Genomic DNA, 23049 nt, shown 5'->3' with positions numbered 1-23049 from the left:
TTCCCCCGAAATCTCAGGTATGGGCGGGCTCGGTGTCGCACCGGGCGGACCGGTTGAGCACGGCCTCGAACTTCTCGAAGAGCAGGTCGCGGGAGAACTGCTCCACGGCCAGCCGGTGCGCGGCGTCCCGGGCCTGTTTCAGCCACAGCTCGTCGCGCAGGTGCCGGGCCAGTTCGGCGCCGGCGGACTCGGTGTCGACCGGATCGAGCACCAGACCGGCCCCGGTCTCCCGGAGCAGGTCGGCCTGCCAACCGCCGTAGTTGATGGCGATCGGCCGGGACGCGGCGAGGGCGTCGAAGAACTTGTTCGCCGAGTTGTCCCACAGACCGCGGATGGGGCGGACGGTGCTGCTGGACATGGTGGCCGCGCCGAGGATCACCGGCAGCTGCGACTTCGGCACCTTCTCCCACATGTGCACGACCCGGTCCAGCAGCCCCAGTTCGGCGGCGAGCGTCTTCGTCGGCTCCCACTCCTTGCCGTGCCCGACGATCAGCAACCGCAGGTCGGGGTCCACCTTCGTGGCCGTGTGCATGGCCCGGACCAGGTACTCCACGCCGTTCACCACGCCCAGGGCGCCGGTGTAGACGATCAGCGGGCGGTCGCCGAGCCAGTCGTGGGCCGCGCGGAACCGGCGTACCTGCTCCGGGGCGACCCGGAACAGATCGAGGTCGGCGGCGTTCGGAATGACCGTGGTGGGGGTGCCCGGCCGGCGGGCGACGACGCCGTCGGCCATACCGGGGGAGAGGGCGATCACCTCGGACGCGTTGCGGTAGGCGAAGTTCGCCAGCCCGCCGGCCACCCGCCGCAGCACCGGGTTGCGCAGGGCGCCCATCTCGATCGGCACCTCGGGCCACAGGTCGCGGACCTCGAAGACGAACGGCACCCGGCGCAGCTTCGCGGCGATCACGCCGGGCACCGCCACGGTCAGCGGCGTGCTGGTCGCGAACACCAGGTCGGCGCGCAGCTTCGCCGCCTTCACGGCGGCCACCACCATGAACTCGGCGAAGGCCCGCAGGCGGCGGGCATACGACATGTCGTTGTTGTACGGAACCCGGAACCAGTGGACGGTCACGCCGTCCTCGACGGTCGTGGTCCAGCCCAGCTGCCGTGCCCCCGGGGTGATGTCCGTCGTGATCACGTCGACCGTGTGCCCGCGCGCCACCAGCCGGCGGGCCTGCTCGTACGAGCGGATCCCGCCGGCCATCCGCGGATTGCAGTAGTACTGGTGGATGTAGACGATGTGCATGGCGCCTCAGCCCTCCCGAACCGCGTCGACGACGCGTCTCCGGTCGTGGTCGGTCAGAGCGGATCCACTGGGCAAGCACACCCCGCGGCGGAACAGGTCGGCGCACACCTCGCCACCGCGCATCACGCAGTCCTGGAAGACCGGTTGCAGGTGCATCGGCTTCCAGGCGGGCCGGGCCTCGATGTCGCGGCCGTTGAGCGCGGCGAGCAGCCGGTCGCGGTGTCCCTCGTCGTCGGCGAGCACGCAGGTCAGCCAGTGGTTGGGTGTGCCGTAGGCGGCGACCGGCATGAACGTCAGGTCCGGCAGCTCGGCCCGGTAGAACGCGAACGTCGCCGTGCGGGCCGCGATCATCTGATCCAGCCGCTGCACCTGGCCCCGGCCCACCGCGGCGAGCAGGTTGCTGAGCCGGTAGTTGTAGCCGATCATCCGGTGCTCGTAGTGCGCGACCGGCTCGCGGGCCTGGGTGGACAGGTGCCGGGCCTGCTTGGCGACCCGCCCGTCGTCGGTCACGAGCATTCCGCCGCCACCGGTGGTGAGGATCTTGTTGCCGTTGAAGGACAGCACCCCGGCCAGCCCGAACGACCCGGCCGGCCTTCCGCGATAGGTGGCGCCGAGGGCTTCGGCGGCATCCTCGATCAGGGGTACGCCGTACCGGTCGCACGCCTCCAGCAGCGGGGCGTAGTCGGCGCACTGGCCGTACATGTCGACCGCGATCACCGCCCGGGGCAGGTTCCCGCGTTCGGCCCGGGCCCGCAGTTCCTCGATCACCAGCTCCGGGTCCACGTTCCAGCTGTCCGGGGTGGAGTCCACGAAGACCGGCCGGGCCCCCAGGTAGACCACCGCGTTCGCGGTCGCGGCGAACGTGAACGACGGCACCAGCACGGTGTCGCCGCGCCGCACGCCGGCCGCGATCAGGGCCAGGTGCAGCGCGGCCGTGCCACTGCTCAGCGCCACCGCGTGCCGCACACCGACCCGCTCGGCCACCTGCTCCTCGAAGGCGTCCAGGTCGGGGCCGACCGGGGCCACCCAGTTCGAGTCGAAGGCGTCCAGGAGCAGCTTGCGCTCCAGGTCCCCGACGTCGGGCGGGGACAGGTAGATACGGGCGTCGGTCCGGATGTCAGTCATGGACACGGGTCCTCACGGCCAGGATCGGCCAGGCCGGGTGCAGACCCTGCCGGCGGATGCACATCGGGGAGTCGCCGGCGTGCATGGCCGGGCGCAGGGTGCTGGAGAAACTGCGGTACCCGGCGTCCCGGGCGACGGTCACGTCCCGCTCGCGGTAGTCGACGGCCGGATGACCGTACGGCGCGGCGAAGTCCCGGATCTGCACGCCGAGCTCGTCCTCGATCTCGCGTTTCGAGTCGACGATCTCCCGGGCCGCGGTCGTGTCGTCCTGGTCGGCCAGCCGGTGATGGGTGACCGTGTGCGAGCCGAAGTCGAACCCGGCCGCCACCAGGTCACGGCAGTCGTTCCAGGTCAGGTTCCCCGGCTGCCCGACCATGCCGGAGGTCAGGAAGAACATCGCCGGGACCCTCATCTCCAGCAGTACCGGCGCGGCCACGTCACGCCAGGTCGGGTGGGCGTCGTCGAAGGACAGGCAGAACACCGGCCCGGTCAGCGGCTGCGCGCCGGTCAGGATGCGCATCGCCTCGTCCCAGGCGACCATCGGGCCGATCCGCTGCAGGGCGCGCAGGTGGTGGCGCAGGTCCCGGGCGTACTCGGCGGGGACGTCGTGGTAGAAGGGGAAGTAGAGGCCGGGGGTACTGGGCAGCCGGTGCCGCAGCCCGGCCGGGGCCAGGATCCGTCCCTGCAACCGGGGCCGTGCCCGCAGGCGACTGCGCAGTCCCAGTTCGTTCAGGCGTCGTCTGATCGCCGTCTGCATGCGATCGGCACCCTCCCGCTCGTTCGACAGGTCGCGGCCACGCCGGCATCGCCCCGTGGCACTCACCCACCTTCGCAAATGCGTCCCGGGGAGCGTCAGTAGCAATTGTCATAATGAACGCGAGTATTATTCGCATCAATTACGAATAGCCCGTTCGGCTTCTTGCGGAATGGACTTATGGTTGAGCATCATCAGGCCCGCCGGACCATAATTCGATGGGGGACCCCTCATGTTGCGACTGCACCGGGTGCAGCCTGACGCCGCTCTCTGGGCTGACCGGGCGACCTACCCGGATCGGCTGATCTTCCACACTCCCGAGTGGCTCCGGTTCATCGCCGAGTGCCAGAACGCCGAGCCGCTGTTCGCCGTCGTCACCGACTCGGGTCAGCCGGTCGGGCACTTCACCGGGCTCCTGAGCAGGCGCTTCGGTATGCGTATCCTGGGCAGTCCGATGGCCGGATGGACCACGTCGTACCTCGGATTCACCCTCCGGCCGGACGTCTCCCGCCGGGCCGCGCTCGGTGCCCTGATGCCGTTCGCCTTCGGTGAAGCCGGCGCCGTGCACCTGGAGATCCGCGACCGCGGCCTCACGCCCGCCGATCTGCCCGGCCTCGGCCTGCGCTGGGACGAGGCGCCGACCGCGGTGATCGATCTGAATCCGGATGAGGACGCGTTGTTCGGCGCGATGGCGAGCGCGTGCCGCAGAAACATCCGCAAGGCCGCGAAGTCGGGCGTCACCGTCGAGGAGGTGGACGCCGATCCCGCATTCGCCGACGAATTCTACGATCAATTGCGCGACGTATTCGCCAAACAGAATCTGGTACCGACCTATTCGGTGGAAAGAGTTCGGTCGTTGATCCGTCACCTCGGTCCCACCGGACGGGTACTGCTGCTGCGCGCCCGTGACCCGGAGGGCCGCAGTATCGCCACCGCGATCCTCCCGTGGCACCACCGCGCCATGTACTTCTGGGGCGGCGCCAGCTACCGGACGTCGCAGCACCTGCGCCCCAACGAGACGCTGATCTGGCACGCCCTGCGGTGGGCCAGGGCGCGCGGGGTCACCGAGTTCGACTTCGTCGGCGGTAACGCGTACAAGCAGAAGTACGGCACCACCGAGGTGCCGGTCCCGTGGGCGCGCCGCTCCCGTTCACCGCTGGTGGCCCACCTCCGGGACGCGGCCAAACAGGGTTTCGCCTTCAAGCAGCGCACCGTCGCCCGCCTCACCGCGGTCCGCTGACCGGCTTGGTAACTCCTGAAACGTCTGCAACTTCTTGCTGTCATGTGCGGGCAATAGAGGCGAGGAAGTGATTGTCGTCATCGGCGTGACAGGCGGATCCGCCGCGTACCGGCGGGATTCTGATCCCTGCCTTCACCTGCGGACTTCATTTATACGACGACATTGACATCGGTCTGAAACAAACTGAAATATCTGCAAGAACTTGCAGAGACTCAGGGAAATCAATAGTGTCCAAAACCGTGGTCCGGCCGGCCATGACCGCGGCGATCTCCGTTCCCGGCGGAGTGAGCCGCGGCATTCGACCGCATCGAGCGACCCCGGAGGAAGACATGAGGCAGGACCGGAGCGGCCCGAGTTCGAGAAGACCGCGGAGGTGGGCGGCCGGCGCGAGCCTCGCCGTGCTCGTGCTCGCAGCGTCCACATTGTCCGGTGTGCCGGCGGCGGCGGCCGGCCCCGGCCCTGACCCGAAGATCGACGGTGCGGTGAGCGCGGCCGTCGAGGGCGGGAAGGAGACGTCGTTCTGGGTGCTGCTGCGCGGCGGGACCGACCTGGGCCCGGCCGCGAAGGCCCGGGGCAAGGCCCGCGCCGAGGCCGTCCACCGGGCCGCGCGCGACGGTGCCGCCCGCAGTCAGCGAGGCCTGCGCAAGCTGCTGACCAGCCGTGGGGCCGACTTCGACACCTACTGGATCGCCGACACCGTCCGGGTCACCGGCGACGCGGACCTGCTCGCCGACGTCGCCGCCCGGCCCGAGGTGAAGGCGGTGCTGCCGGACACCCCGGTCACCCTGCCGGCCCCGGCCGCCGGTGCCGTGCAGGCGACCGTCGACGCCGTGGAGTGGAACGTCGACCGGATCGGCGCGCCCCGCGTGTGGAACGAGAACGACGTCCGCGGGCGGGGCGTCGTGGTGGCGAACATCGACACCGGCGTCCAGTTCGACCATCCGGCCCTGGCCGCCGGCTACCGCGGCTGGCAGGCGGACGGCAGCGTCACCCACGACTACCACTGGTTCGACCCGACCGGCCTCTGCGCCGGCGCGGCCCCGTGCGACAACAACGGCCACGGCACCCACACGATGGGCACGATGGCCGGGACCGGCGGTATCGGGGTGGCGCCGGGCGTCACCTGGATCGCCGCGAAGGGCTGCGAGGACGGTTCCTGCTCGATCGGCGCTCTGCTCGCGGCCGGTCAGTGGATGGTCGCGCCGACCGACCGCAACGGGCAGAACCCGCGGCCCGACCTGGCACCGGACGTCGTCAACAACTCGTGGGGCGGCGGCGCGGGCTTCGACCCGTGGTATTCCGACGTGGTGCGGTCGTGGGCGGCGGCCGGCATCTTCCCGGCGTTCTCCAACGGCAACGCCGGGCCGGGCTGCGACACCTCCGGCACCCCGGGGTCCTACGCCGACACGTACGCGTCCGGCGCCACCGACGTCGACGACGTGATCGCCTCGTTCTCCAGCCGCGGGGCCGGCCAGGACGGCGGCGTCAAACCGGACCTGTCGGCGCCCGGCGTGGACGTGCGGTCCAGCGTGCCGGGCGGCGGTTATGCGTCGTACAGCGGCACCTCGATGGCCTCGCCGCACACCGCGGCGACGGTCGCGCTGATCTGGTCGGCGGTGCCGTCGCTGCGCCGGGACATCGGCGCCACCCGGACGATCCTGGACGAGACGGCGATCGACACCGACGACACCGCCTGCGGCGGGACGGCCGACGACAACAACGTGTACGGGCAGGGCCGGCTCGACGCGTACGCGGCCGTCCGTCTCGCGGTGAGCCCGTCCGGCAGCCTCGCCGGGACGGTGCGGGCGGGCGGCGTACCCCTGGGCGGTGTGCCGGTGCGGGTGACCGGAACCGCGTCGCGGACGGTGACCACCGCCGCGGACGGCGCCTACCGTTTCGGCCGGCTGCCGGCCGGCGCCTACCGGATCCGGGTCGCCCCGTTCGGCTACGAGACGTTCGAAACCGACGTGACGATCACCGCCGGTGACACCCGGGTCGTCGATCCGGCACTGTCCGCCGGCGCCTCCGGCATCGTGTCCGGTGTGGTCACCGGTGCCGGCACGCCGCTGTCCGGGGTGACGGTCGCGCTGACCGGGACCCCGGTGACGGTCACCACGGCTGCCGACGGCCGGTTCCGCCTGGCCGCGCCGGTCGGCGGTTACGAGCTGACGATCCGTCCCACGGGCGGCTGCTTCGCCGCCGAGAACCGGTCACTCACGGTCAGCGCCGAGGTCACCGTCGACGTGGCGCTGCGGCAGATCGCCGACGGGTACGGCTACCGCTGCGCCCCCGCGACCGGGGACTACCGGCCCGGCACCGAGCGTCTGCCGATCACCGGCGACGACGTGGTCACCGAGGTGACCCTGCCGTTCCCGGTCACCCACTACGGCACCACCCGCACCCGTGCCTGGATCAGCACGAACGGCGTGATCGGCTTCGGCCCGGTGAGCGCCGTCTACCAGAACACCGCCCTGCCCGACGCCGCCGACCCGAACGACGCGCTGTTCGCGTTCTGGGACGACCTGGTGGTCGACGAGCAGGCCGGCGTCTTCACCGCCGGCACCGCGGACACGTTCGTGGTGGAGTGGCGTGACGTGCGGTTCTTCGGCCACGGCGGCGGCCGCATCTCGGTCAGCGCCACCCTGCACGCCGACGGCACGGTCACGTACCGCTACCGGGGCCTGTCGGGAGAACAGGCGGCCGGCACCGGCGCCACCATCGGCGTGGAGAACGCCGCCGGGACGGCCGGTCTGGCGTACTCGGTGAACACCGGCGCGGTGACCGAGGGCCTCGGAGTCACCTTCCGGCCGGACCCGGACCGCATCGCCGCGACCTTCAACGTCACCGCCGAGACGCGATGGGGCCAGCAGGTGTCCGTCGTCGGCAACCTGCCCGAGCTGGGTGGCTGGGATCCGGCCCGGGCGGTCGCGCTCGGCCCGGGCGGCTACCCGGTCTGGTCCGGCACGGTGAGCCTGCCGCCGAACACGACCGTCGAGTTCAAGTACGTCAAGAGGGACCCGGACGGGACGGTCACCTGGGAGCCGGGCGCCAACCGCACCACGGTCACCCCACCGACGGGTCGATACATCACCCACGACACGTTCCGCTGATACCGGCATGGCACGGCCCGTCCGCCGACGGGTCGTGCCATGCCCCGTCGAGGGATTGGCGTCGCAGCGCAGGCTTGGCTAGTTTCCTGGAGAGATCTGCGGAGACGGGGACGAGCCGATGTCCGGCCCTTCGGTCACAGCCATGGTGGACGACGAGACCTGGGTCGTCGAGTTCACCGTGCGCGGTGTCTGGGAAAGGGCACTCTGGCCGGTCGCGTTCGGGCTGCTCAACACATGCATGTCACACCATCCGGCCGGTCTGCTGCTCGACCTGAGCGGCCTGCACGACCCGGGCGCGATGAGTGCGCCCCTCTGGCTGACCGCGGCGGCGCACGGCGAGCGGATGGAGCCCGCCGTACGGGTCGCCGCCTGCCTGCCCGACCACTCCGATCTGTCCGCCCGGCTCAGCGGCGCACCGGCCGGCCGTCTGGTCCCGGCGTTCCCCTCGGTCCCGCTGGCCCGCTCGTTCCTGACCGGCACCCGCCCGCGGATCGACCGGGTACGCCTGCACCTGCCCCCGGAGACCGCCGCCGCCGCCCGCGCCCGGCACATGGTGTCCACCGCCTGCGAACAGTGGGGGATGGCCCCGCTGGTGACCCGGGCCCGGCTGGTCGTCTCCGAGCTGGTGGTGAACGCGGCCGAACACGCCGGCACCCCGATCGAGGTGCTGATCTCGCGCCGGGACGCGGGCGCGCTGCTGCACCTGGCCGTGGTCGACGGGTCGCCGGTGCTGCCGTCGATCCGCCGCGAGATGGAGAACCCGCTGACCGAACGCGGGTACGGCCTGCGCATCGTCGACGCGGCGGTCAACGTGTGGGGCGCCCTCCCCACCCGGGCCGGGAAGATCGTGTGGGCGCTGCTCAGATCCTGAGGAGACCGGACGGCACGTACAGGCCCTGCCGATCGGCGCGCACCGCCGCCGCGGTCCGCGACTCGGCGCCCAGTTTCCGCATGATGTGCTCCAGGTGCCCGACCGCGGTCCGGGCCGTGATGTGCAGGGCGACGGCGATCGCGGCGTTGGTGTGCCCCTCCACCACCAGTCCGAGAACCTGCAACTCGCGGGCGGTCAGGCCGTACGTCTGCGGCGGTGGCCCGAACAGCACCATGGCCCGGTGATGGCCGGGCGGCTCCGGCGGGCAGGCCAGCGCCGTCGCCTGCAGCAGGGTGCCGTGTCCGGGCCGATCCTCACCCGGCACCAGGAACCGCGCCCACGTCCGGCCCGGCGTCAGCAGCGACCCGACCAGGTCCAGCACGGCCGGTGACACCCCCACGGCCCGGGCGCCGGGCATCCCCGGCAGTTCCTCGGACCGCCCGGCCCGGGTCAGCACCACCCCGGCCCGCGCGTCCCGGACCATCCCGGCCAGGGTCGTCAGCGTGCGCAGGGGGTCCACCGCGTGCGCGATCAGCGGCGTGAGCATGACCAGCAGGTCCAAGGCGTCGTCGCCGAGCGGCTCCGGCGACTCGGTGTGCGCGCCGAGCAGCCCCAGATAGCGGCCGTCCGCCGTGACCAGCGGGATCGACACCCCTTCGGCGAGCCCGGCCGGGGCGAAGTAGTCGACCCACACGGGCAGCTCGGACACCGGGACCGGCGAGTCGAACACCCGGATCGGCCGGTGCTGCCGATGCATGCCGACCCGCATCACGTCGACCATGAACGCCGCACTCGCCAGGTGGCGCAGCACCCGCTGCTGGTGGCCGTGCGCGGCCACCGGTTCCTGCACCCAGCGTTCCGGATCGAGCAGACTGAGCCAGGCCGCGTCGTGCCGCAGCACCGGGCGCAGCGCCTCGATCAGCGCCTCGGCCCGCTGCCGGACGCCGGACGGCATCGCCGCGATCCGCAGGACCTCGGCTGTGATCCGCCCACTCCCGGGAGGAAGGCCCACACCTCCATCATGGGCCGTGCCGGGGCCGGCGGACAGGTACCGGGCGGGGTCGGCCGATCAGCCGGTGCAGGCGGGCGCGCCCGCCGGATGGCCCAGGAACGTGCTGAGACCGCACAGCCGCAGGATCATGTCGACCGCCGGGTGGGCGGCGACGATGGACACCCGTCCCGCCCCGGCGGTCGTCTCCAGGATGTGCAGCGCCCGCAGCCCGGCATGGTCGCAGAACTCGACACCGGACAGATCCAGCCGGATCAGGGCGGGACCGTCGTCGCCGAGCAGCCCGCCCAGTTCCCGCAGCATCGGCGGGACGGTCCGGATGTCGAGTTCACCGCCCACCCGGGCCACCACCTCATCGGGACCCGTCCACTCCACGGTGACGGTGAGGTCCACCTGTTGGTCCTGCATACGCCCTCCCCCACCCCGTTCGCTGCCCGCTGCCCGCGACGCTACCGAGAGCGGCGGGTCCGGGACATCGGAAGAAACTCCCACCCGGTACGGGTCGGACGGCGCGGGCGGGCGCCATCAGGACGAGGTCAGGCGGCGGCCACCAGGTCACGGACGGCCTGTGCGCCCGCCGGGGTGCCCACCGGGACACCGTAGGCGCCGTACGGGGCGACGTAGACCGGGGTGTCCCGCTGGGTGCGCCGGTTCTCCGCGAGCGGCCCGATGTCGACCGTGTCGTAGCCGATCCCGTCCAGGAAGCCGGCGACCGCCTTCTTGGCCGCCGTGTCGTCCCCGGCGATCGGCAGCGCCGACCGGTCGGGCGCCCCGGACGGCCGGGCCAGCGTCCGCAGGTGCTCGAACCAGATGTTGTTCAGCGCCTTCACCACCGACGCCCCGGCGAAGTGCCGCTGCACCAGCTCGCCGGTGGTGGTGGAACCGTCCTCCAGCTCGGCGATCACACCGTCGCGTTCCGGGTAGTAGTTGTTCGTGTCGATCAGCACCTTGCCGGCCACCGGCCCGGCCGGGATGGCGGAGTAGGCGTGCAGCGGCACGGTCACCACCACGATGTCACCGGCCGCGGCAGCCTCGGCCGGAGTCGCCGCGCGGGCCTTCGGGCCCAGCTCGGCGACCAGTTCCTCCAGCGTCTGCGGCCCGCGGGAGTTGCTCAGCACCACGTCGTGCCCGGCCGCCACCGCCAGCCGCGCCACGGTGCTGCCGATGTTCCCGCTGCCGATGAGTCCGATCGTCGTCATGTCTGCGCGAACTCCGTCCCGGGCCGCCCGATTCCGGCGCACATGGTTTTCGTGACGGGAGGCACGTACCGCTTGCCCGTGGGTAAGACCATGGGGTACGCACACCCGCGAGCCGAGGAGAAGTCCGTTGTTCCTGTTGTTCGGATTGCGAAGCAAGGACCATGCGATGGGCGCCCGGGTGGCCAACTGCGAGATCTGCGGCTGGCAGGCCCCGCAGCATCTGCTGCGCCGCACCACCAGGTTCACCCTGTTCTTCATCCCGCTGTTCCCGGTGAAACCGGCCACCTACTACCAGGTCTGCGGCCACTGCCAGGGCTTCCGCAAGGCCGACCCGCGCCTGGTCGCCGCCTAGGGCGGGGCGGATCGCCGGTCAGGCGGGCTGGATCCAGTCGAAGGTGCGTTCCACGGCACGGCGCCAGTTGGCGTACTCGAGGTCGCGGACGCCCGGGTCCATGGCCGGCATCCACTGGCCGGCGATGTGCCAGTTGCTGCGCAGGCCGTCCAGGTCGGGCCAGTAGCCGACGGCCAGGCCGGCCGCGTACGCGGCGCCCAGTGACACCGTCTCCACGGCGAGCGGGCGGACCAGCGGCACGTCCAGCACGTCGGCGATCATCTGCATGAGCAGGTTGTCGGCGGTCATCCCGCCGTCGACCTTGAGGGTGGTCAGGGTGAGGCCGGAGTTGGCGTTCATCGCGTCGACCACCTCGCGGGTCTGCCAGGCGGTCGCCTCCAGCACCGCGCGGGCCAGGTGGCCCTTGGTGATGTACGAGGTCAGGCCCACGATGACGCCCCGGGCCTCGCTGCGCCAGTAGGGGGCGTAGAGCCCGGAGAACGCCGGGACGATGTAGCAGCCGCCGTTGTCGGCGACGGTCCGCGCCAGGGTCTCGATCTCAGGCGCGCTGGAGATCAGCTCCAGCTGGTCGCGGAACCACTGGACCAGCGAGCCGGTGATCGCGATCGAGCCCTCCAGCGCGTAGACGGCCGGGGCACCCGCGATCTGGTAGGCGACCGTGCTGAGCAGCCCGTTGTCCGAGCGGACCAGGTCGGGGCCGGTGTTCAGGAGCAGGAAACTGCCGGTGCCGTACGTGCACTTCGCCTCGCCGGGGGTGAAGCACGTCTGCCCGAACAGGGCCGCCTGCTGGTCGCCGAGAGCGGCGCCGATGCGTACCCCCGGGAAGCCCTCCGACGCGGTGCCGAAGCCGCCGATGGACGGCCGCACCGCCGGCAGCATCGCGCGGGGGATGCCGAAGAAGTCGAGCGCCCGCGGGGACCAGTCCAGGGACCGCACGTCGAGGAGCATGGTGCGGCTGGCGTTGGTCACGTCGGTGACGTGCTGGGTGCGGCCGGTCAGGTTCCAGATCAGCCAGGTCTCCATGGTGCCGCAGAGCACCTCGCCGCGTTCGCCGCGTTCCCGCAGGCCGGGGGTGTGGTCGAGGATCCAGCGCAGGCGCGGCCCGGAGAAGTACGTCGCCAGCGGCAGGCCGGAGATCTCGGAGATGTCGGAAGCACCGGGCTGTGCGAGAAGCGAGTGCACCAGCGCGTCGGTCCGGGTGTCCTGCCAGATGATCGCCCGGCCGACCGGCACGCCGGTGCGGCGGTCCCAGATGACGGTCGTCTCCCGCTGATTGGCGATGCCGACCGCCGCCACCTGGTCGAGGCCGATCCCGGCGCGGGACAGGACCCGCGGGGCGAGGCGCTCGACGTTGCGCCAGATCTCCATGGCGTCGTGCTCGACCCAGCCCGGCCGCGGGAAGTACTGCTTGTGCTCCTGCTGGGCGAGCGAGACGAGCTGCCCGCGCCGGTCGAACACGATGCACCGGGTGGACGTGGTGCCCTGGTCGATCGCGACGACGTACCGGTCGGTCATCGGGTCGCCCCCAGGTCGCGGGAGATCGCGCGGGCGGCGTCGCGGACGTAGTCGACGAGCGGGGCCCGGGGACGGTAGCGGCTGTCGCAGACCCGGTCGACCGGGCCGGAGATCCCGATCGCGCCGACCACCAGGCCGCCGTAGCCACGGATCGGCGCCGCGACGGACGCCTGGCCGAGCAGGAACTCCTCGACCTCACCGGCCCAGCCGGCGTCGCGTACCCCCTCCAGCGCGGTGGTGAGCGCACGCGGATCGGTGAGGGTGAGCCGGGTGAAGGTCTCCAGGTCGGGCACCGGGCCACCGGCCCGGTAGGCCAGCAGCACCTTGCCGAGGGCGGTGGCGTGCAGGGGCAGCAGGGTGCCGACGTCGAGGGTCTGGAACGTGTCGTCCGGCCGGAACACGTGGTGCACGACGAGCACCCGGCCCTCGAGGACGGTGCCGATCCGGACCGCCTCCCCGCTGCGGGCGGCGAGCGGGTCGGCCCAGTTGATCGACCGGGACCGCAGCTCGTTGATGTCGAGATAGCTGGTGCCCAGATGCAGCAGGGCCCCGCCGAGCTGGTAATGCCCGGAGACCCGGTCCTGTTCGACGAACCCGACCAGTTGCAGGGTGCGCAGGATGCCGTGGGTGGTGCCCTTCGCCAGGTCCAGCGTGCGGGCGATCTCGCTGAGCCCGAGGCGGCCGGGCCCGCCGGCGAGCGTCCGCAGGATCGCGGCCGCTCGCTCGATCGACTGCACCGTACCGGGCATGTTTCGGACTCTATGCCACTGCGTGACGACCCGCAGTAATTGATGTTCGACAATGCCGACCGGCGTTCATTGCCGCCGTCCGCGCCCCTTCATACGGTCCAGGCAGCGATTGGAGGGAGCATGGCTACACGACTCAAGGTTCCAGGACTCGCCGGTGAGCTCGCGGCCGAGTTCGCCGGCACCATGATTCTCATTCTGTTCGGTGTGGGGGTGGTGGCGCAGGTCGCCGCCGCCGGCATCGGCGACCACGACAGCATCGCCTGGGCCTGGGGCCTGGGCGTCACCCTCGGCGTCTACGTCGCGGCGCGGATCAGCGGCGCGCATCTCAACCCGGCGGTGACCATCGCCCTCGCCGTCTTCAAGGGCTTCTCCTGGCGGAAGGTGGCCCCGTACGCGCTCGCACAGACTCTCGGCGCGTTCCTGGCCGCGCTCCTGGTGCGCTGGAACTACACCGAGGTCCTGCACGCCGCCGACCCCGGCCTGACGATCAAGACGCAGGGCGTCTTCTCGACGCTGCCGGGCAACGGGACGCTCCCGGTCAGCGAATGGGGCGCCTTCCGGGACCAGATCATCGGTACGGCCATCCTGCTCTTCGTCATCCTGGCGCTGACCGACATGGCCAACACCGCGCCCGGTGCCAACCTCGGCCCGGTCGTGGTCGGCCTGCTCGTGGTCGCGATCGGCATGGCGTGGGGGACGAACGCCGGTTACGCGATCAACCCGGCCCGTGACTTCGGTCCGCGCCTCGCCAGCTTCCTCACCGGCTACGGGGGAGCGTTCCGCGACCAGACGGGGTATCTGTACTTCTGGATCCCGATCGTGGGGCCGGTCATCGGTGGCATCGTGGGCGCCGGCTTGTACCAGACTCTGATCGGGCGTTTCCTGCCGTCGGCCGAAGAGCCGGAGGTGGGCCGCGTCCCGACACCGAGAGACGAGGCAGAAGTGGAGGCGACCCGTGGCTGACTTCGTGGGCGCAGTGGACCAGGGGACCACCAGCACCCGTTTCATGATCTTCGACCATGGCGGTAACGAGGTGGCCCGGCACCAGCTGGAGCACGAGCAGATCCTGCCGCGGGCCGGCTGGGTCGAGCACAACCCGATCGAGATCTGGGACCGGACCGTCACCGTCGTGCGCACGGCCATGCAGAAGGCGAACCTGTCGGCGAGTGACCTGGCCGCGGTCGGGATCACCAACCAGCGGGAGACCACGGTGGTCTGGGACCGGCGGACCGGCCGGCCCTACTACAACGCGATCGTGTGGCAGGACACCCGTACCGATCGGATCGCCTCCGCCCTCGATCGTGACGAGCGTGGACAGACGATCCGGCGCAAGGCGGGACTGCCGCCGGCCACCTACTTCTCCGGCGGCAAGATCCAATGGATTCTGGAGAACGTCGACGGGGTGCGGGAGGCCGCCGAACGCGGCGACGCCCTCTTCGGCAACACCGACAGCTGGCTGCTGTGGAACATCACCGGCGGCAAGGAGGGCGGCAACCACGTCACCGACGTGACCAACGCCAGCCGGACGATGCTGATGAACCTGGAGACCCTCGACTGGGACGACGAGCTGCTGTCGTTCTTCGGCATCCCCCGCGCGATGCTCCCGGAGATCCGGCCCTCGTCGGATCCGAACGGCTACGGTGTCGCGCACGTCAGCGGGCCCCTCGGCGGCGACGTGCCGCTCACCGGCGACCTCGGCGATCAGCAGGCGGCCACGGTCGGGCAGGTCTGCTTCAGCCCCGGCGAGGCCAAGAACACCTACGGGACCGGCAACTTCATGCTCCTCAACACCGGGACCAACCTGGTGCGCTCGGAGAACGGCCTGCTCACCACGGTCTGCTACAAGTTCGGCGACGCCGCCCCGGTCTACGCCCTGGAGGGTTCGATCGCGGTCACCGGATCGGCCGTGCAGTGGCTGCGCGACCAGTTGCACATCATCAACTCGGCCGCGGAGAGCGAGACCCTGGCCGCGCAGGTCCCGGACAGCGGCGGCGTCTACTTCGTCCCGGCGTTCTCCGGGCTGTTCGCGCCCTACTGGCGTTCCGACGCCCGGGGCGCGATCGTCGGGCTGTCCCGGTTCAACACCGGCGCGCACATCGCCCGGGCCACCCTGGAGGCGATCTGCTACCAGACCCGCGACGTGGTCGACGCGATGGCCCAGGACTCCGGCGTCACCCTGGACGTGCTGAAGGTCGACGGCGGCATCACCGTCAACAACCTCTGCATGCAGATCCAGGCCGACGTGCTCGGTGTGCCGGTCAGCCGCCCGGTCGTCGCCGAGACCACCGCGCTGGGCGCCGCCTACGCGGCCGGTCTCGCGGTCGGGTTCTGGAAGAACACCGACGAGCTGCGGGAGAACTGGAACGAGTCGCAGCGCTGGCAGCCGAGCTGGTCGGGGGAACAGCGCGAAGAGGGTCACGGGAAGTGGAAGAAGGCGGTGCAGCGGACCCTCGACTGGGTGGACGTGGACTGATCATGACTGCTCTTTCACCCGCGTACCGGGACGCCGCACTCGAAGCCCTGTCGGCGAAAGAGGTCGACGTACTGGTGATCGGTGGGGGAGTGGTGGGGGCGGGGTGCGCGCTCGACGCGGTCACACGGGGACTGACCGTGGGGCTCGTCGAGGCGCGCGACCTCGCCTCCGGCACGTCCAGCCGGTCCAGCAAACTCCTCCACGGCGGTCTCCGCTACCTGGAGATGCTGGACTTCGGGCTGGTCCGCGAGGCGCTGCGGGAGCGGGGACTCATCCTGCAGCGGCTCGCGCCGCACCTGGCCCGCCCGGTCCGGTTCCTCTACCCGCTCAAGCACCGCGGCTGGGAGCGGGTCTACGCGGGCGCCGGCGTCACCCTCTACGACACGATGGCCCTGTCCGGGTCGCTTCCCCGGCACCGGCACCTGACCCGTCGCGGCGCACTGCGCGCCTGCCCCGCGCTGCGCAGGGAGTCGCTGGTCGGGGCTCTGCAGTACTACGACGCGCAGGTGGACGACGCCCGGCACACCATGTTCCTGGCCAGGACCGCGGCGTCGCACGGGGCCCACGTCGCGACGCGGGCCGAGGTGGTCGGTTTCCTCCGGGAGGGCGAGAGGGTCACCGGGGTACGGGTCCACGACCTCGAACACGACCGGACGTACGAGATCCGCGCCCACCAGGTGATCAACGCGACCGGGGTGTGGACCGACGACACCCAGTCCCTGGTCGGCGAGCGGGGCCAGTTCCACGTCCGCGCCTCGAAGGGCATCCACCTGGTCGTGCCCCGCGACCGGATCCACTCGTCGACCGGCCTGATCCTGCGGACCGCGTCGAGTGTGCTGTTCGTGATCCCGTGGGGCCGGCACTGGATCGTCGGCACCACCGACACCGGCTGGTCCCTGGACAAGGCGCATCCGGCCGCGTCCGCGAAGGACATCGACTACCTGCTCACCGAGGTCAACAAGGTGCTGGCCCGGCCCCTGGAACGCGCCGACGTGGAGGGCGTCTACGCGGGGCTGCGGCCGCTGCTGTCCGGCGAGTCCGAGTCGACGTCGCAGCTGTCCCGGGAGCATTCGGTCAGCAGCCCGGTGCCGGGGCTGGTGGTGGTGGCCGGCGGCAAGTACACCACGTACCGGGTGATGGCGAAGGACGCCGTCGACGCGTGTGTGCACAGTCTGGCCCGTACCGTGCCGAGGTCGGTGACCGACCGGGTGCCGCTGCTCGGCGCGGACGGCTACCCGGCACTGTGGAACCGCCGCGGCCTGCTGGCCGCCGAGTCGGGCCTGCACGTGGCCCGGGTCGAGCACCTGCTCGGCCGGTATGGCTCGCTGGTCCACGAACTGCTCGACCTGATCCGCGACGACCCGGGTCTGGCCCGCCCGATCGAGGGTGCCGACGACTATCTGCGGGCCGAGTTCGTCTACGCGGCCGCCGCCGAGGGCGCCCGCCACCTGGTCGACGTGCTGACCAGGCGTACCCGGATCTCCATCGAGACCTTCGACCGGGGTGTGGTGGCCGCACCGCACGCCGCCGAGTTGATGGGCCGGGTCCTCGGCTGGACCCCGTCCCAGCGGGAACGCGAGGTGGAGAACTACCGGCTCCGGGTGGAGGCGGAACGCGCCTCCCAGGAGCAGCAGGACGACGAGACGGCCGACGCCGCCCGTCTCGGCGCACCGGAGGTGGTGCCGGTCCGCGTCGTCTGACCCGCCGCCGGCTTTCCTCATGGCAGACCCGGCGGGGCCGATCACTCAGGGCGCAAGGATGTGACTCCTACCACGGATGGGCCCTGAGATGACGACTGCGCCGAACACCCAGTACGACCCCACCGCCGCCTACCCGCAGCAGCCCCCGATGGGTGCCTTCCCGCCGCCGCAGGGTGGTTACCCGTCGGTGCCGCAGCAGTTCAAGGTTCCGGGGATCGGGCCGGTCATCGCGTTCACGGCGGTCTTCGGCATCTTCGGGGCGATCTCGGCGGCCCGCCGTTCGGGCAAGGCCAAGCGCGCCGGGTTCCCCACCAACAAGTACTGGGTCACCTTCGGCATCACCGTCGCCGTGGTCTGGGCGGTGGCCGGCCTCATCGCGGCCCTGGGGGCCGGGAGGAGCACCACTCCGCCGGTGACCTCCGCGGCGGTGCCGGTGACCCAGGTGGTCGCCGACCAGGCCCCGGCCGGCGGGGTCGAGCTGTCGGCCGACGCGTTCACCGCGGCGTGGCTGCAGGAGGACGTCGTCGGCAACAGCGACTTCAAGACCGTCGACGGCGAGGTCGCCGAGGTCGCGGCGGCCACCTGCTCGGCCGTCAAGGTCGACACGATGGGTGTCGGCTCGTACCAGTGCGTGATCGACTTCGCCTCCGGTGAGCGGCAGAGCCAGAACATCAACGTGGACGGCTCGGGGGCCTGGGTGACCGTCGCCTGACGCTCCGGCGTGCCGCACTGTCAGGCCAGTAGTTGCCGGACGGTGCGGCCCGGCTCGCCCACCCAGTCGGCGAGAGTGCCGAGTGGTCCGGACAGGGCCTGGCCGGCGTGGTCGAGCGCCCCGGAGGCGGCGAGCACGAGCGCCAGGCGCTCCAGGGTGCCGCCGAGCCGCCGCCGGTCGGGCTCGGCGTCGAGCAGCATGATCTCGGCCTCGCCGAGGTCCCGGTGCGCCGCCGCGGAGGTCTTGTCGGGCAGCGGCAGGACGTCGAGGACCTCGCGGATCCGGTGGAGCTCGGCCACCAGCCAACCGGTGGACGGGGTGTCCGTCCGGGTCTGCTGGTTCGCGACGTTCGACATTCTTCTCCTCATTTCGTCGGTTCGGCCGGTTCACGGTGAGTCTATGGACAAAACACGCTAAAAGTGCGCCAAAGCGCAACGAGGCCGCACACGAAGAAGCCCCGGCGGTGACCCGCCGGGGCTTCGGTGCGCGAGGGCTCAGAGAGCGGCCAGCCGCCTGTGGAACGTCCGGGTGGTGGTCCAGAGCTTGAAGATCAGCAAGGCCTCGAAGGCCAGCAGCAGCACGCCGGACACGATGGTCACCACCACGATCTGGTTGACCAGCGGGCCCACGATGAAGACGAACATCATGAACTCGATGCCGCTGAACACGTGCACGCGGATGCGCTGCCGCAGCAGGAAGTTGCGGACCGTCAGGAAGAGACCGAACCGCTCGCGGAAGTCACCGTGCACGTCGACCTGGGCCTTCTCCGGGTCGTCCTGCTCCACCACCTCGTCGTCGGTCTCCTCGACGTAGTCCGTCGCGGTCCCGCCGGAGGCCTCCAGCAGCTTCTCCTTCATGCTCAGCTTGACCTTCTGCATCTGGAGCGCGTTCAGGTAGCGGAACATGTCCAGGAAGATCACCGCGGTGGCCAGCCACAGGTAGAGGGTCTCACCGGTCAGGTTCCACTGGCCGCCGAACATGGCCAGCGCGCACGTCACCACCCGCAGCCGGTCGAACACGTAGTCCAGCCAGGTGCCGAAGATCGACCCGGTCCCGTTCAGGCGGGCGATCTTGCCGTCCATGCAGTCGAGCACGAAAGCCAGATGAAAGAGCACGGCGCCGGCCAGCAGCCACACGTACTCGCCCTGCCAGAAACACGCCGCCGCACCCAGGCCCACGACGAACGCCGACAGCGACAGGAAATTCGGGGTCGCCCACTTCCACGGCGCCACCAGCCGCACCAGCGGACCGGCCAGGGGGTCGACCAGCCACACCGTCCACCAGGCGTCCCGGCGTTTATAGGTGCGCTCGCGGACTTCCGCGAGCGAGGGGCGCTGCGCCATCGTTATTACTCCTCGAGGTGTACAGCGCGGGGGTGCGCAGGTGAATGACACATGCACAAAATAGGGGCCCCCGCTCTGTCGGCATTCAACACCGGGGCGTCAAGCGCCCCCGTGTCTCACGCGTCGCGGCGGTGGAAGGTCACCGCCGCTGCCGCGATGATCGCGGCCGACCATACCGGTGCCGGTGGCAGAGCGACGTCCGGGAGGCCGTTGCGGATCAGGGGCACGACGATCTGGTACGCGGTCAGCACGACGGCCGTGGCTCCCACCGGATGCCGCACGATCGTCGCCACCCCCGCCGCCAGCAGCAGATCCAGCAGCAGACCGCCGGTCGCGCCCGGCTCGCCGGCCAGCAGTGCCGCCACGAACACCGCCGGGCCGGCCGTCACCAGCAGCGCCACCGTCTTCGCCGCGAACAGCAGCGGCCGCCGCGGCACGGCCAGCAGGGTGGCCCGGATCTGCCCGCCGCGCTGATACTCGTGGCCCGCCGCCAGCACCCCCAGCACCAGCACCCCGGCCTGGCTGTAGGGCACCGCACCACCCGGCGGATCGGCCTGCCTCACGAGCACGGTGACCGCCCAGGTCAGCGCCACGGTGATGGCCGGTGACGGCAGGGTGACCAGCTTGCTCACCTCGGCTTTCACCGCGCCGATCACGGGTCGCGCCGATCGAACATCCATCCGCCCAGGCCGAGCAGCGCGACCACCCAGCCGGTCATCACCACGCCGGCGGTCAGCGGGGCGATCCGCACGTCACCCACCTCGTTCAGGAACATGTGCGTCCCGACGATGTCCGGCAGATAGGCGGCCAGCGGCGTCACCTTCGTCAGCAGGTAGGAGAACGACACGACCGAGATGTTCAGGATCAGCACCGTCAGCGTGACGATCCCGTTCCGGAAGATCAACATCAGCGCGTACGCCAGCAGGCCCATCAGCACCCAGTAGAGGACCGCACCCGCCACCCGGCCCGGAGCCGCCGCCGGCACCAGGTCGCCGAGCACCACCCGGTTCAGCGCCAGCGTCACCACCGCGGTGATCGTCCCCTGCACCGTCACGAGCAAGCTCAGCGTCACCGCCTTCGCCGCGACGAGGCGCCACCGCCGGGGCATCGCCGCGAGCGTGGCCTGCAACTGCCGGGCCCCCGGCGAATCGTCCCCGGTCGACGTGTACTCGCTGCTCATCACCACCACGCCGAGGATCAGCGCGCCCAGCAGGCCGATCCCCAGCGGCTGGAACGCGGCATCCGACGCGTCCGCGTGGAATCCGTTCTCGATCGCTCTGCGGGTGCCGCCGGCACTCACCAGCGCCAGCGCCGGCGCCGCGATCAACCCCAGCACGAGCCCCACCCACGCCGTCGGCAGGCTGAGAAGTTTAAGCAGCTCAGCCCGAACCTGACTCACCACGACGCCCCCTCGCCCACGGTCCGGTTCGGGTTCTGGTTCTGGTTCACCATGACGCCCCCTCGCCTGCGGTCCGGGCCAGGAAGGCGTCCTCCAGCGTCGCGTGCTCGCCGACCACCTCGGCCAGCGTGCCGTCCGCCACCACCGTGCCGTGGTCGATGATCACCACGTCGTCGGCGGTCTCCGCCAGCTCGCCCATGAGGTGGCTGGAGAGCAGCACGGTCCGCCCCTCGGCGGCGCTGTCGCGCAGGAACGCGCGCATCCACCGGATCCCGGCCGGGTCCAGCCCGTTCACCGGCTCGTCCAGGATCAGGACCGGCGGATCGCCGAGCAGCGCGGCGGCCAGTCCCAGCCGCCGGCTCATCCCCAGCGAGTATTTTCCGGCCCGCTTGCCGGCCTCCGGGGCCAGCCCGACCAACTCCAGGACCTCGTCCACCCGGCCCTTCGGCAGCCCGTTGCTCGCCGCCATCCAGCGCAGATGCGCCCGCGCCGTCCGGGACCGGTGCGCCCCGCTGCCGTCGAGCAGCGCCCCGGCCACGGTGAGCGGGCGCTCCAGGTCGGCGTAGCGCCGCCCGTCGATCAGCGCCCGCCCCGCCTGCGGCCGGTCCAGACCGAGAAGCACCCGCAACGTCGACGTCTTCCCGGCCCCGTTCGGCCCGAGAAACCCGGTGACCCGCCCCGGCCGCGCCGTGAAACCGACCTCGTGCAGAACCCGGGCCCGCCCCCGGACCCTGGTCAAACCCTCGATAGTGATCATCGCCCCAGTCAAGTCGCGCCCGGCCCGGGGCACATCGGACCGTGCTCCGGCTTTCCGAGCCCACCTACGACCCAGGTCCGACCAGAACCCGGCTGGCTCTCACCGCTGTCTCAAGCGCCCTGAGACAGCGGTGAGAGCCAGCCGATGTCTATCCGGTGAGGCGGGTGGGTGCCGGTCCGTGGTCGTCTACGTTCTGGTTCGAGAACTGGATCCGGCTGGTTCTGACCGTTCTCTCAGAGGTCCCGAGACAGCGGTGGGAACCAGCCGGTGTCCGTACGGTGAGGCGGTGGGTGCCGTCCGTGGTCGTCTACGTTCTGGTTCGAGAACTGGATCCGGCTGGCTCTCACCGCTGTCTCAAGCGCCCTGAGACAGCGGTGAGAGCCAGCCGGTGTTCGTCGGTGCGGCGGTGGTGCGTGCGGATCAGGGGCGTCTACGACCCTGGTCCGAGGCCTACAGTCGGAGCGGTGAATGTGTTCGAGCGGCCGGCTCTGCGCAGCCGGGCGGTCCCGGTCGTCCTGGTGGTCGTCGCCGTGCTGATCATGGCGATGTGCACGGTCGGTGCCGAGGGGCCGGCGGCCCGGGTGGTCCCGGTGCTGATCGGCGGGGGCGCGATCACCGCCGCGGTCTGGGCGGTACGCCGGTGGCGGGTCGACCGCGTCGCCTACGAACGCCGCCTCACCGCCTGGGCCGCCACCGAGGCGGTTCTCGCCGAGCGCCTGCGGATCGCTCGTGACCTGCATGATCTGGTCTCACACGGGCTCGGGTTGATCACCGTGCGGGTGGCCGCCACCCGGTACGAGCCGGAGCCGGCTCAGATGCGGGCCGCGCTCGACGACATCGAGGCGGCCAGCCGGGAGACCACCGCCGAACTGCGCCGGATGCTGACCGTGTTGCGTGATCCCGCCGCACCCGGACCGCGCGCCCCGCTGGAGGGTCTCGACGCGCTGCCGGAGATCGTCCGGGCCGCGGGCGCCACCGGGTTGCGGGTCGATCTCACCGCCGGGGACCTCGACGGGATCTCGCCGGGTGTGCAGGTGGCGGTCTGCCGCACGGTTCGGGAGGGGCTCGCCAACACGGCCCGGCACGCGGGGCCGGCGGACGTGGCGGTGCGGGTCCGCCGGGACGGCCCGCACGTGGTCGTCAGCGTCTCCGACAGCGGTCCCGTCGCCGGGTGGCGGGCCACGCCGGGCGCCGGTCACGGCTTGGCCGGCCTCCGGGAACGCGTCGTCAGCCTGGGCGGCACCCTCACCACCGAGCACGTCGACGGGGGCTTTCACCTGGTCGCCCGCATTCCCGACGAGCCCCCGTGACCACGCCGCCACCCCTCCGGCTGGCTCTCACCGCTGTCTCACGGGCGTTGAGACAGCGGTGAGAGCCAGCCGGGGTCCTTGACGTGCCGGCGGCGCCAGCACGGAAGTGGTGAGTGGTCCGGGTGCGGTGGGCGGGAGTTGTCGGGGTGGGGCTGGGGAGAGGGTGGGGCGGGATGGTGGAGGGC

At 71.3% G+C, this 23049-nt stretch carries 22 protein-coding genes; 9 read left to right on the top strand and 13 right to left on the bottom strand.

Annotated elements, in window-relative coordinates:
* Positions 1–13: 13 nt before the first annotated feature.
* Genes BC793_RS12800 through BC793_RS12790 form a run of 3 tightly spaced genes read right to left on the bottom strand, consistent with a single transcriptional unit; the run spans position 14 to position 3128 of the window.
* On the bottom strand, positions 14–1246 hold the full coding sequence (locus BC793_RS12800) for a glycosyltransferase family 4 protein (protein WP_109592632.1): 1233 nt from the start codon (positions 1244–1246) through the stop codon (positions 14–16).
* 6 nt (positions 1247–1252) lie between these two features.
* Complete coding sequence (locus tag BC793_RS12795) at positions 1253–2371, bottom strand: DegT/DnrJ/EryC1/StrS family aminotransferase (RefSeq protein ID WP_109592630.1); 1119 nt, start codon at positions 2369–2371, stop codon at positions 1253–1255.
* Entirely contained in the window at positions 2364–3128 is a 765-nt protein-coding gene (locus tag BC793_RS12790) for a polysaccharide deacetylase family protein (protein ID WP_109592628.1), read from the bottom strand. The genes BC793_RS12795 and BC793_RS12790 overlap by 8 nt, the downstream gene beginning before the upstream one ends.
* Positions 3129–3357: 229 nt before the next feature.
* Between BC793_RS12790 and BC793_RS12785 the strand changes: the two genes are divergently transcribed.
* The 3 genes from BC793_RS12785 to BC793_RS12775 all read left to right on the top strand — a co-directional run bounded on the left by BC793_RS12785 (position 3358) and on the right by BC793_RS12775 (position 8346).
* Positions 3358–4365: a lipid II:glycine glycyltransferase FemX gene (locus BC793_RS12785; RefSeq protein ID WP_109592626.1), complete on the top strand. Its 1008-nt coding sequence runs from the start codon at positions 3358–3360 to the stop codon at positions 4363–4365.
* A gap of 398 nt (positions 4366–4763) precedes the next feature.
* Positions 4764–7475, top strand: a complete 2712-nt coding sequence (locus BC793_RS12780) for a S8 family serine peptidase (protein ID WP_158319235.1) — start codon at positions 4764–4766, stop codon at positions 7473–7475.
* 142 nt (positions 7476–7617) lie between these two features.
* Positions 7618–8346 carry an ATP-binding protein gene (locus tag BC793_RS12775; protein WP_109592622.1) on the top strand — a complete coding sequence of 243 codons (729 nt, stop codon included), beginning with the start codon at positions 7618–7620 and terminating at the stop codon, positions 8344–8346.
* Here the strand turns inward: BC793_RS12775 and BC793_RS51240 are convergent.
* From BC793_RS51240 to BC793_RS12760, 3 genes are all read right to left on the bottom strand, one after another.
* Entirely contained in the window at positions 8336–9358 is a 1023-nt protein-coding gene (locus BC793_RS51240; protein ID WP_109592620.1) for a LuxR C-terminal-related transcriptional regulator, read from the bottom strand. The genes BC793_RS12775 and BC793_RS51240 overlap by 11 nt on opposite strands.
* 57 nt (positions 9359–9415) lie before the next feature.
* Entirely contained in the window at positions 9416–9763 is a 348-nt protein-coding gene (locus tag BC793_RS12765; protein WP_109592618.1) for an STAS domain-containing protein, read from the bottom strand.
* Between the two features lie 128 nt (positions 9764–9891).
* Positions 9892–10596 carry an NADPH-dependent F420 reductase gene (locus BC793_RS12760; protein WP_109592616.1) on the bottom strand — a complete coding sequence of 235 codons (705 nt, stop codon included), beginning with the start codon at positions 10594–10596 and terminating at the stop codon, positions 9892–9894.
* A 124-nt stretch (positions 10597–10720) separates the two neighbouring features.
* Between BC793_RS12760 and BC793_RS12755 the strand changes: the two genes are divergently transcribed.
* The gene (locus tag BC793_RS12755; RefSeq protein WP_239169964.1) at positions 10721–10906 is read left to right on the top strand and encodes a zinc-ribbon domain-containing protein; all 186 of its coding nucleotides are present in this window, start codon (positions 10721–10723) and stop codon (positions 10904–10906) included.
* Between the two features lie 18 nt (positions 10907–10924).
* Here the strand turns inward: BC793_RS12755 and glpK (BC793_RS12750) are convergent, their stop codons facing one another.
* Complete coding sequence (glpK, locus tag BC793_RS12750; protein ID WP_109592612.1) at positions 10925–12421, bottom strand: glycerol kinase GlpK; 1497 nt, start codon at positions 12419–12421, stop codon at positions 10925–10927.
* Positions 12418–13170, bottom strand: coding sequence for an IclR family transcriptional regulator (locus BC793_RS12745; protein ID WP_109592610.1), 753 nt, complete (start codon positions 13168–13170; stop codon positions 12418–12420). The genes glpK (BC793_RS12750) and BC793_RS12745 overlap by 4 nt, the downstream gene beginning before the upstream one ends.
* 120 nt (positions 13171–13290) lie before the next feature.
* On the opposite strand from BC793_RS12745, the gene BC793_RS12740 reads away from it, so the two are divergent.
* The 4 genes from BC793_RS12740 to BC793_RS12725 all read left to right on the top strand — a co-directional run bounded on the left by BC793_RS12740 (position 13291) and on the right by BC793_RS12725 (position 18055).
* On the top strand, positions 13291–14133 hold the full coding sequence (locus tag BC793_RS12740) for an MIP/aquaporin family protein (RefSeq protein ID WP_109592608.1): 843 nt from the start codon (positions 13291–13293) through the stop codon (positions 14131–14133).
* Positions 14126–15643, top strand: a complete 1518-nt coding sequence (gene glpK / locus BC793_RS12735; RefSeq protein ID WP_109592606.1) for a glycerol kinase GlpK — start codon at positions 14126–14128, stop codon at positions 15641–15643. Before BC793_RS12740 ends, glpK (BC793_RS12735) begins: the two co-directional genes overlap by 8 nt.
* Positions 15640–17343, top strand: coding sequence for a glycerol-3-phosphate dehydrogenase/oxidase (locus tag BC793_RS12730; RefSeq protein WP_373871216.1), 1704 nt, complete (start codon positions 15640–15642; stop codon positions 17341–17343). The genes glpK (BC793_RS12735) and BC793_RS12730 overlap by 4 nt, the downstream gene beginning before the upstream one ends.
* Before the next feature lie 88 nt (positions 17344–17431).
* Entirely contained in the window at positions 17432–18055 is a 624-nt protein-coding gene (locus BC793_RS12725; RefSeq protein ID WP_146246241.1) for a hypothetical protein, read from the top strand.
* Between the two features lie 20 nt (positions 18056–18075).
* Here BC793_RS12725 and BC793_RS12720 read toward each other — a convergent pair whose 3' ends face one another.
* From BC793_RS12720 to BC793_RS12700, 5 genes are all read right to left on the bottom strand, one after another.
* Positions 18076–18411, bottom strand: coding sequence for a hypothetical protein (locus BC793_RS12720; protein WP_109592600.1), 336 nt, complete (start codon positions 18409–18411; stop codon positions 18076–18078).
* Between the two features lie 138 nt (positions 18412–18549).
* On the bottom strand, positions 18550–19398 hold the full coding sequence (locus BC793_RS12715) for a CDP-alcohol phosphatidyltransferase family protein (RefSeq protein ID WP_109592598.1): 849 nt from the start codon (positions 19396–19398) through the stop codon (positions 18550–18552).
* 116 nt (positions 19399–19514) lie between these two features.
* On the bottom strand, positions 19515–20042 hold the full coding sequence (locus BC793_RS12710; protein ID WP_146246240.1) for a hypothetical protein: 528 nt from the start codon (positions 20040–20042) through the stop codon (positions 19515–19517).
* Positions 20043–20050: 8 nt separating this feature from the next.
* Positions 20051–20734, bottom strand: a complete 684-nt coding sequence (locus BC793_RS12705; protein WP_109592594.1) for an ABC transporter permease — start codon at positions 20732–20734, stop codon at positions 20051–20053.
* 109 nt (positions 20735–20843) lie between these two features.
* The gene (locus tag BC793_RS12700) at positions 20844–21554 is read right to left on the bottom strand and encodes an ABC transporter ATP-binding protein (RefSeq protein ID WP_109592592.1); all 711 of its coding nucleotides are present in this window, start codon (positions 21552–21554) and stop codon (positions 20844–20846) included.
* Positions 21555–22018: 464 nt separating this feature from the next.
* Between BC793_RS12700 and BC793_RS12695 the strand changes: the two genes are divergently transcribed.
* Entirely contained in the window at positions 22019–22864 is an 846-nt protein-coding gene (locus BC793_RS12695; protein WP_203896165.1) for a sensor histidine kinase, read from the top strand.
* Positions 22865–23049: the final 185 nt, after the last annotated feature.

This window comes from Actinoplanes xinjiangensis (genome assembly GCF_003148685.1).
Classification (GTDB): domain Bacteria; phylum Actinomycetota; class Actinomycetes; order Mycobacteriales; family Micromonosporaceae; genus Actinoplanes; species Actinoplanes xinjiangensis.
This window is presented reverse-complemented; position numbering and strand designations above follow the sequence as displayed.

Bases quoted from the DNA above. Each gene is read 5' to 3' on its own strand.
- glpK (WP_109592612.1), bottom strand. From the start codon at position 12,421: ATGACCGACCGGTACGTCGTCGCGATCGACCAGGGCACCACGTCCACC.
- BC793_RS12765 (WP_109592618.1), bottom strand. From the start codon at position 9,763: ATGCAGGACCAACAGGTGGACCTCACCGTCACCGTGGAGTGGACGGGT.
- BC793_RS12775 (WP_109592622.1), top strand. From the start codon at position 7,618: ATGGTGGACGACGAGACCTGGGTCGTCGAGTTCACCGTGCGCGGTGTC.
- BC793_RS12785 (WP_109592626.1), top strand. From the start codon at position 3,358: ATGTTGCGACTGCACCGGGTGCAGCCTGACGCCGCTCTCTGGGCTGAC.
- BC793_RS12740 (WP_109592608.1), top strand. From the start codon at position 13,291: ATGGCTACACGACTCAAGGTTCCAGGACTCGCCGGTGAGCTCGCGGCC.
- BC793_RS12790 (WP_109592628.1), bottom strand. From the start codon at position 3,128: ATGCAGACGGCGATCAGACGACGCCTGAACGAACTGGGACTGCGCAGT.
- BC793_RS12795 (WP_109592630.1), bottom strand. From the start codon at position 2,371: ATGACTGACATCCGGACCGACGCCCGTATCTACCTGTCCCCGCCCGAC.
- BC793_RS12720 (WP_109592600.1), bottom strand. From the start codon at position 18,411: ATGTCGAACGTCGCGAACCAGCAGACCCGGACGGACACCCCGTCCACC.
- BC793_RS12725 (WP_146246241.1), top strand. From the start codon at position 17,432: ATGACGACTGCGCCGAACACCCAGTACGACCCCACCGCCGCCTACCCG.
- BC793_RS12755 (WP_239169964.1), top strand. From the start codon at position 10,721: ATGGGCGCCCGGGTGGCCAACTGCGAGATCTGCGGCTGGCAGGCCCCG.
- BC793_RS12800 (WP_109592632.1), bottom strand. From the start codon at position 1,246: ATGCACATCGTCTACATCCACCAGTACTACTGCAATCCGCGGATGGCC.
- BC793_RS12700 (WP_109592592.1), bottom strand. From the start codon at position 21,554: ATGATCACTATCGAGGGTTTGACCAGGGTCCGGGGGCGGGCCCGGGTT.
- BC793_RS12745 (WP_109592610.1), bottom strand. From the start codon at position 13,170: ATGCCCGGTACGGTGCAGTCGATCGAGCGAGCGGCCGCGATCCTGCGG.
- BC793_RS12715 (WP_109592598.1), bottom strand. From the start codon at position 19,398: ATGGCGCAGCGCCCCTCGCTCGCGGAAGTCCGCGAGCGCACCTATAAA.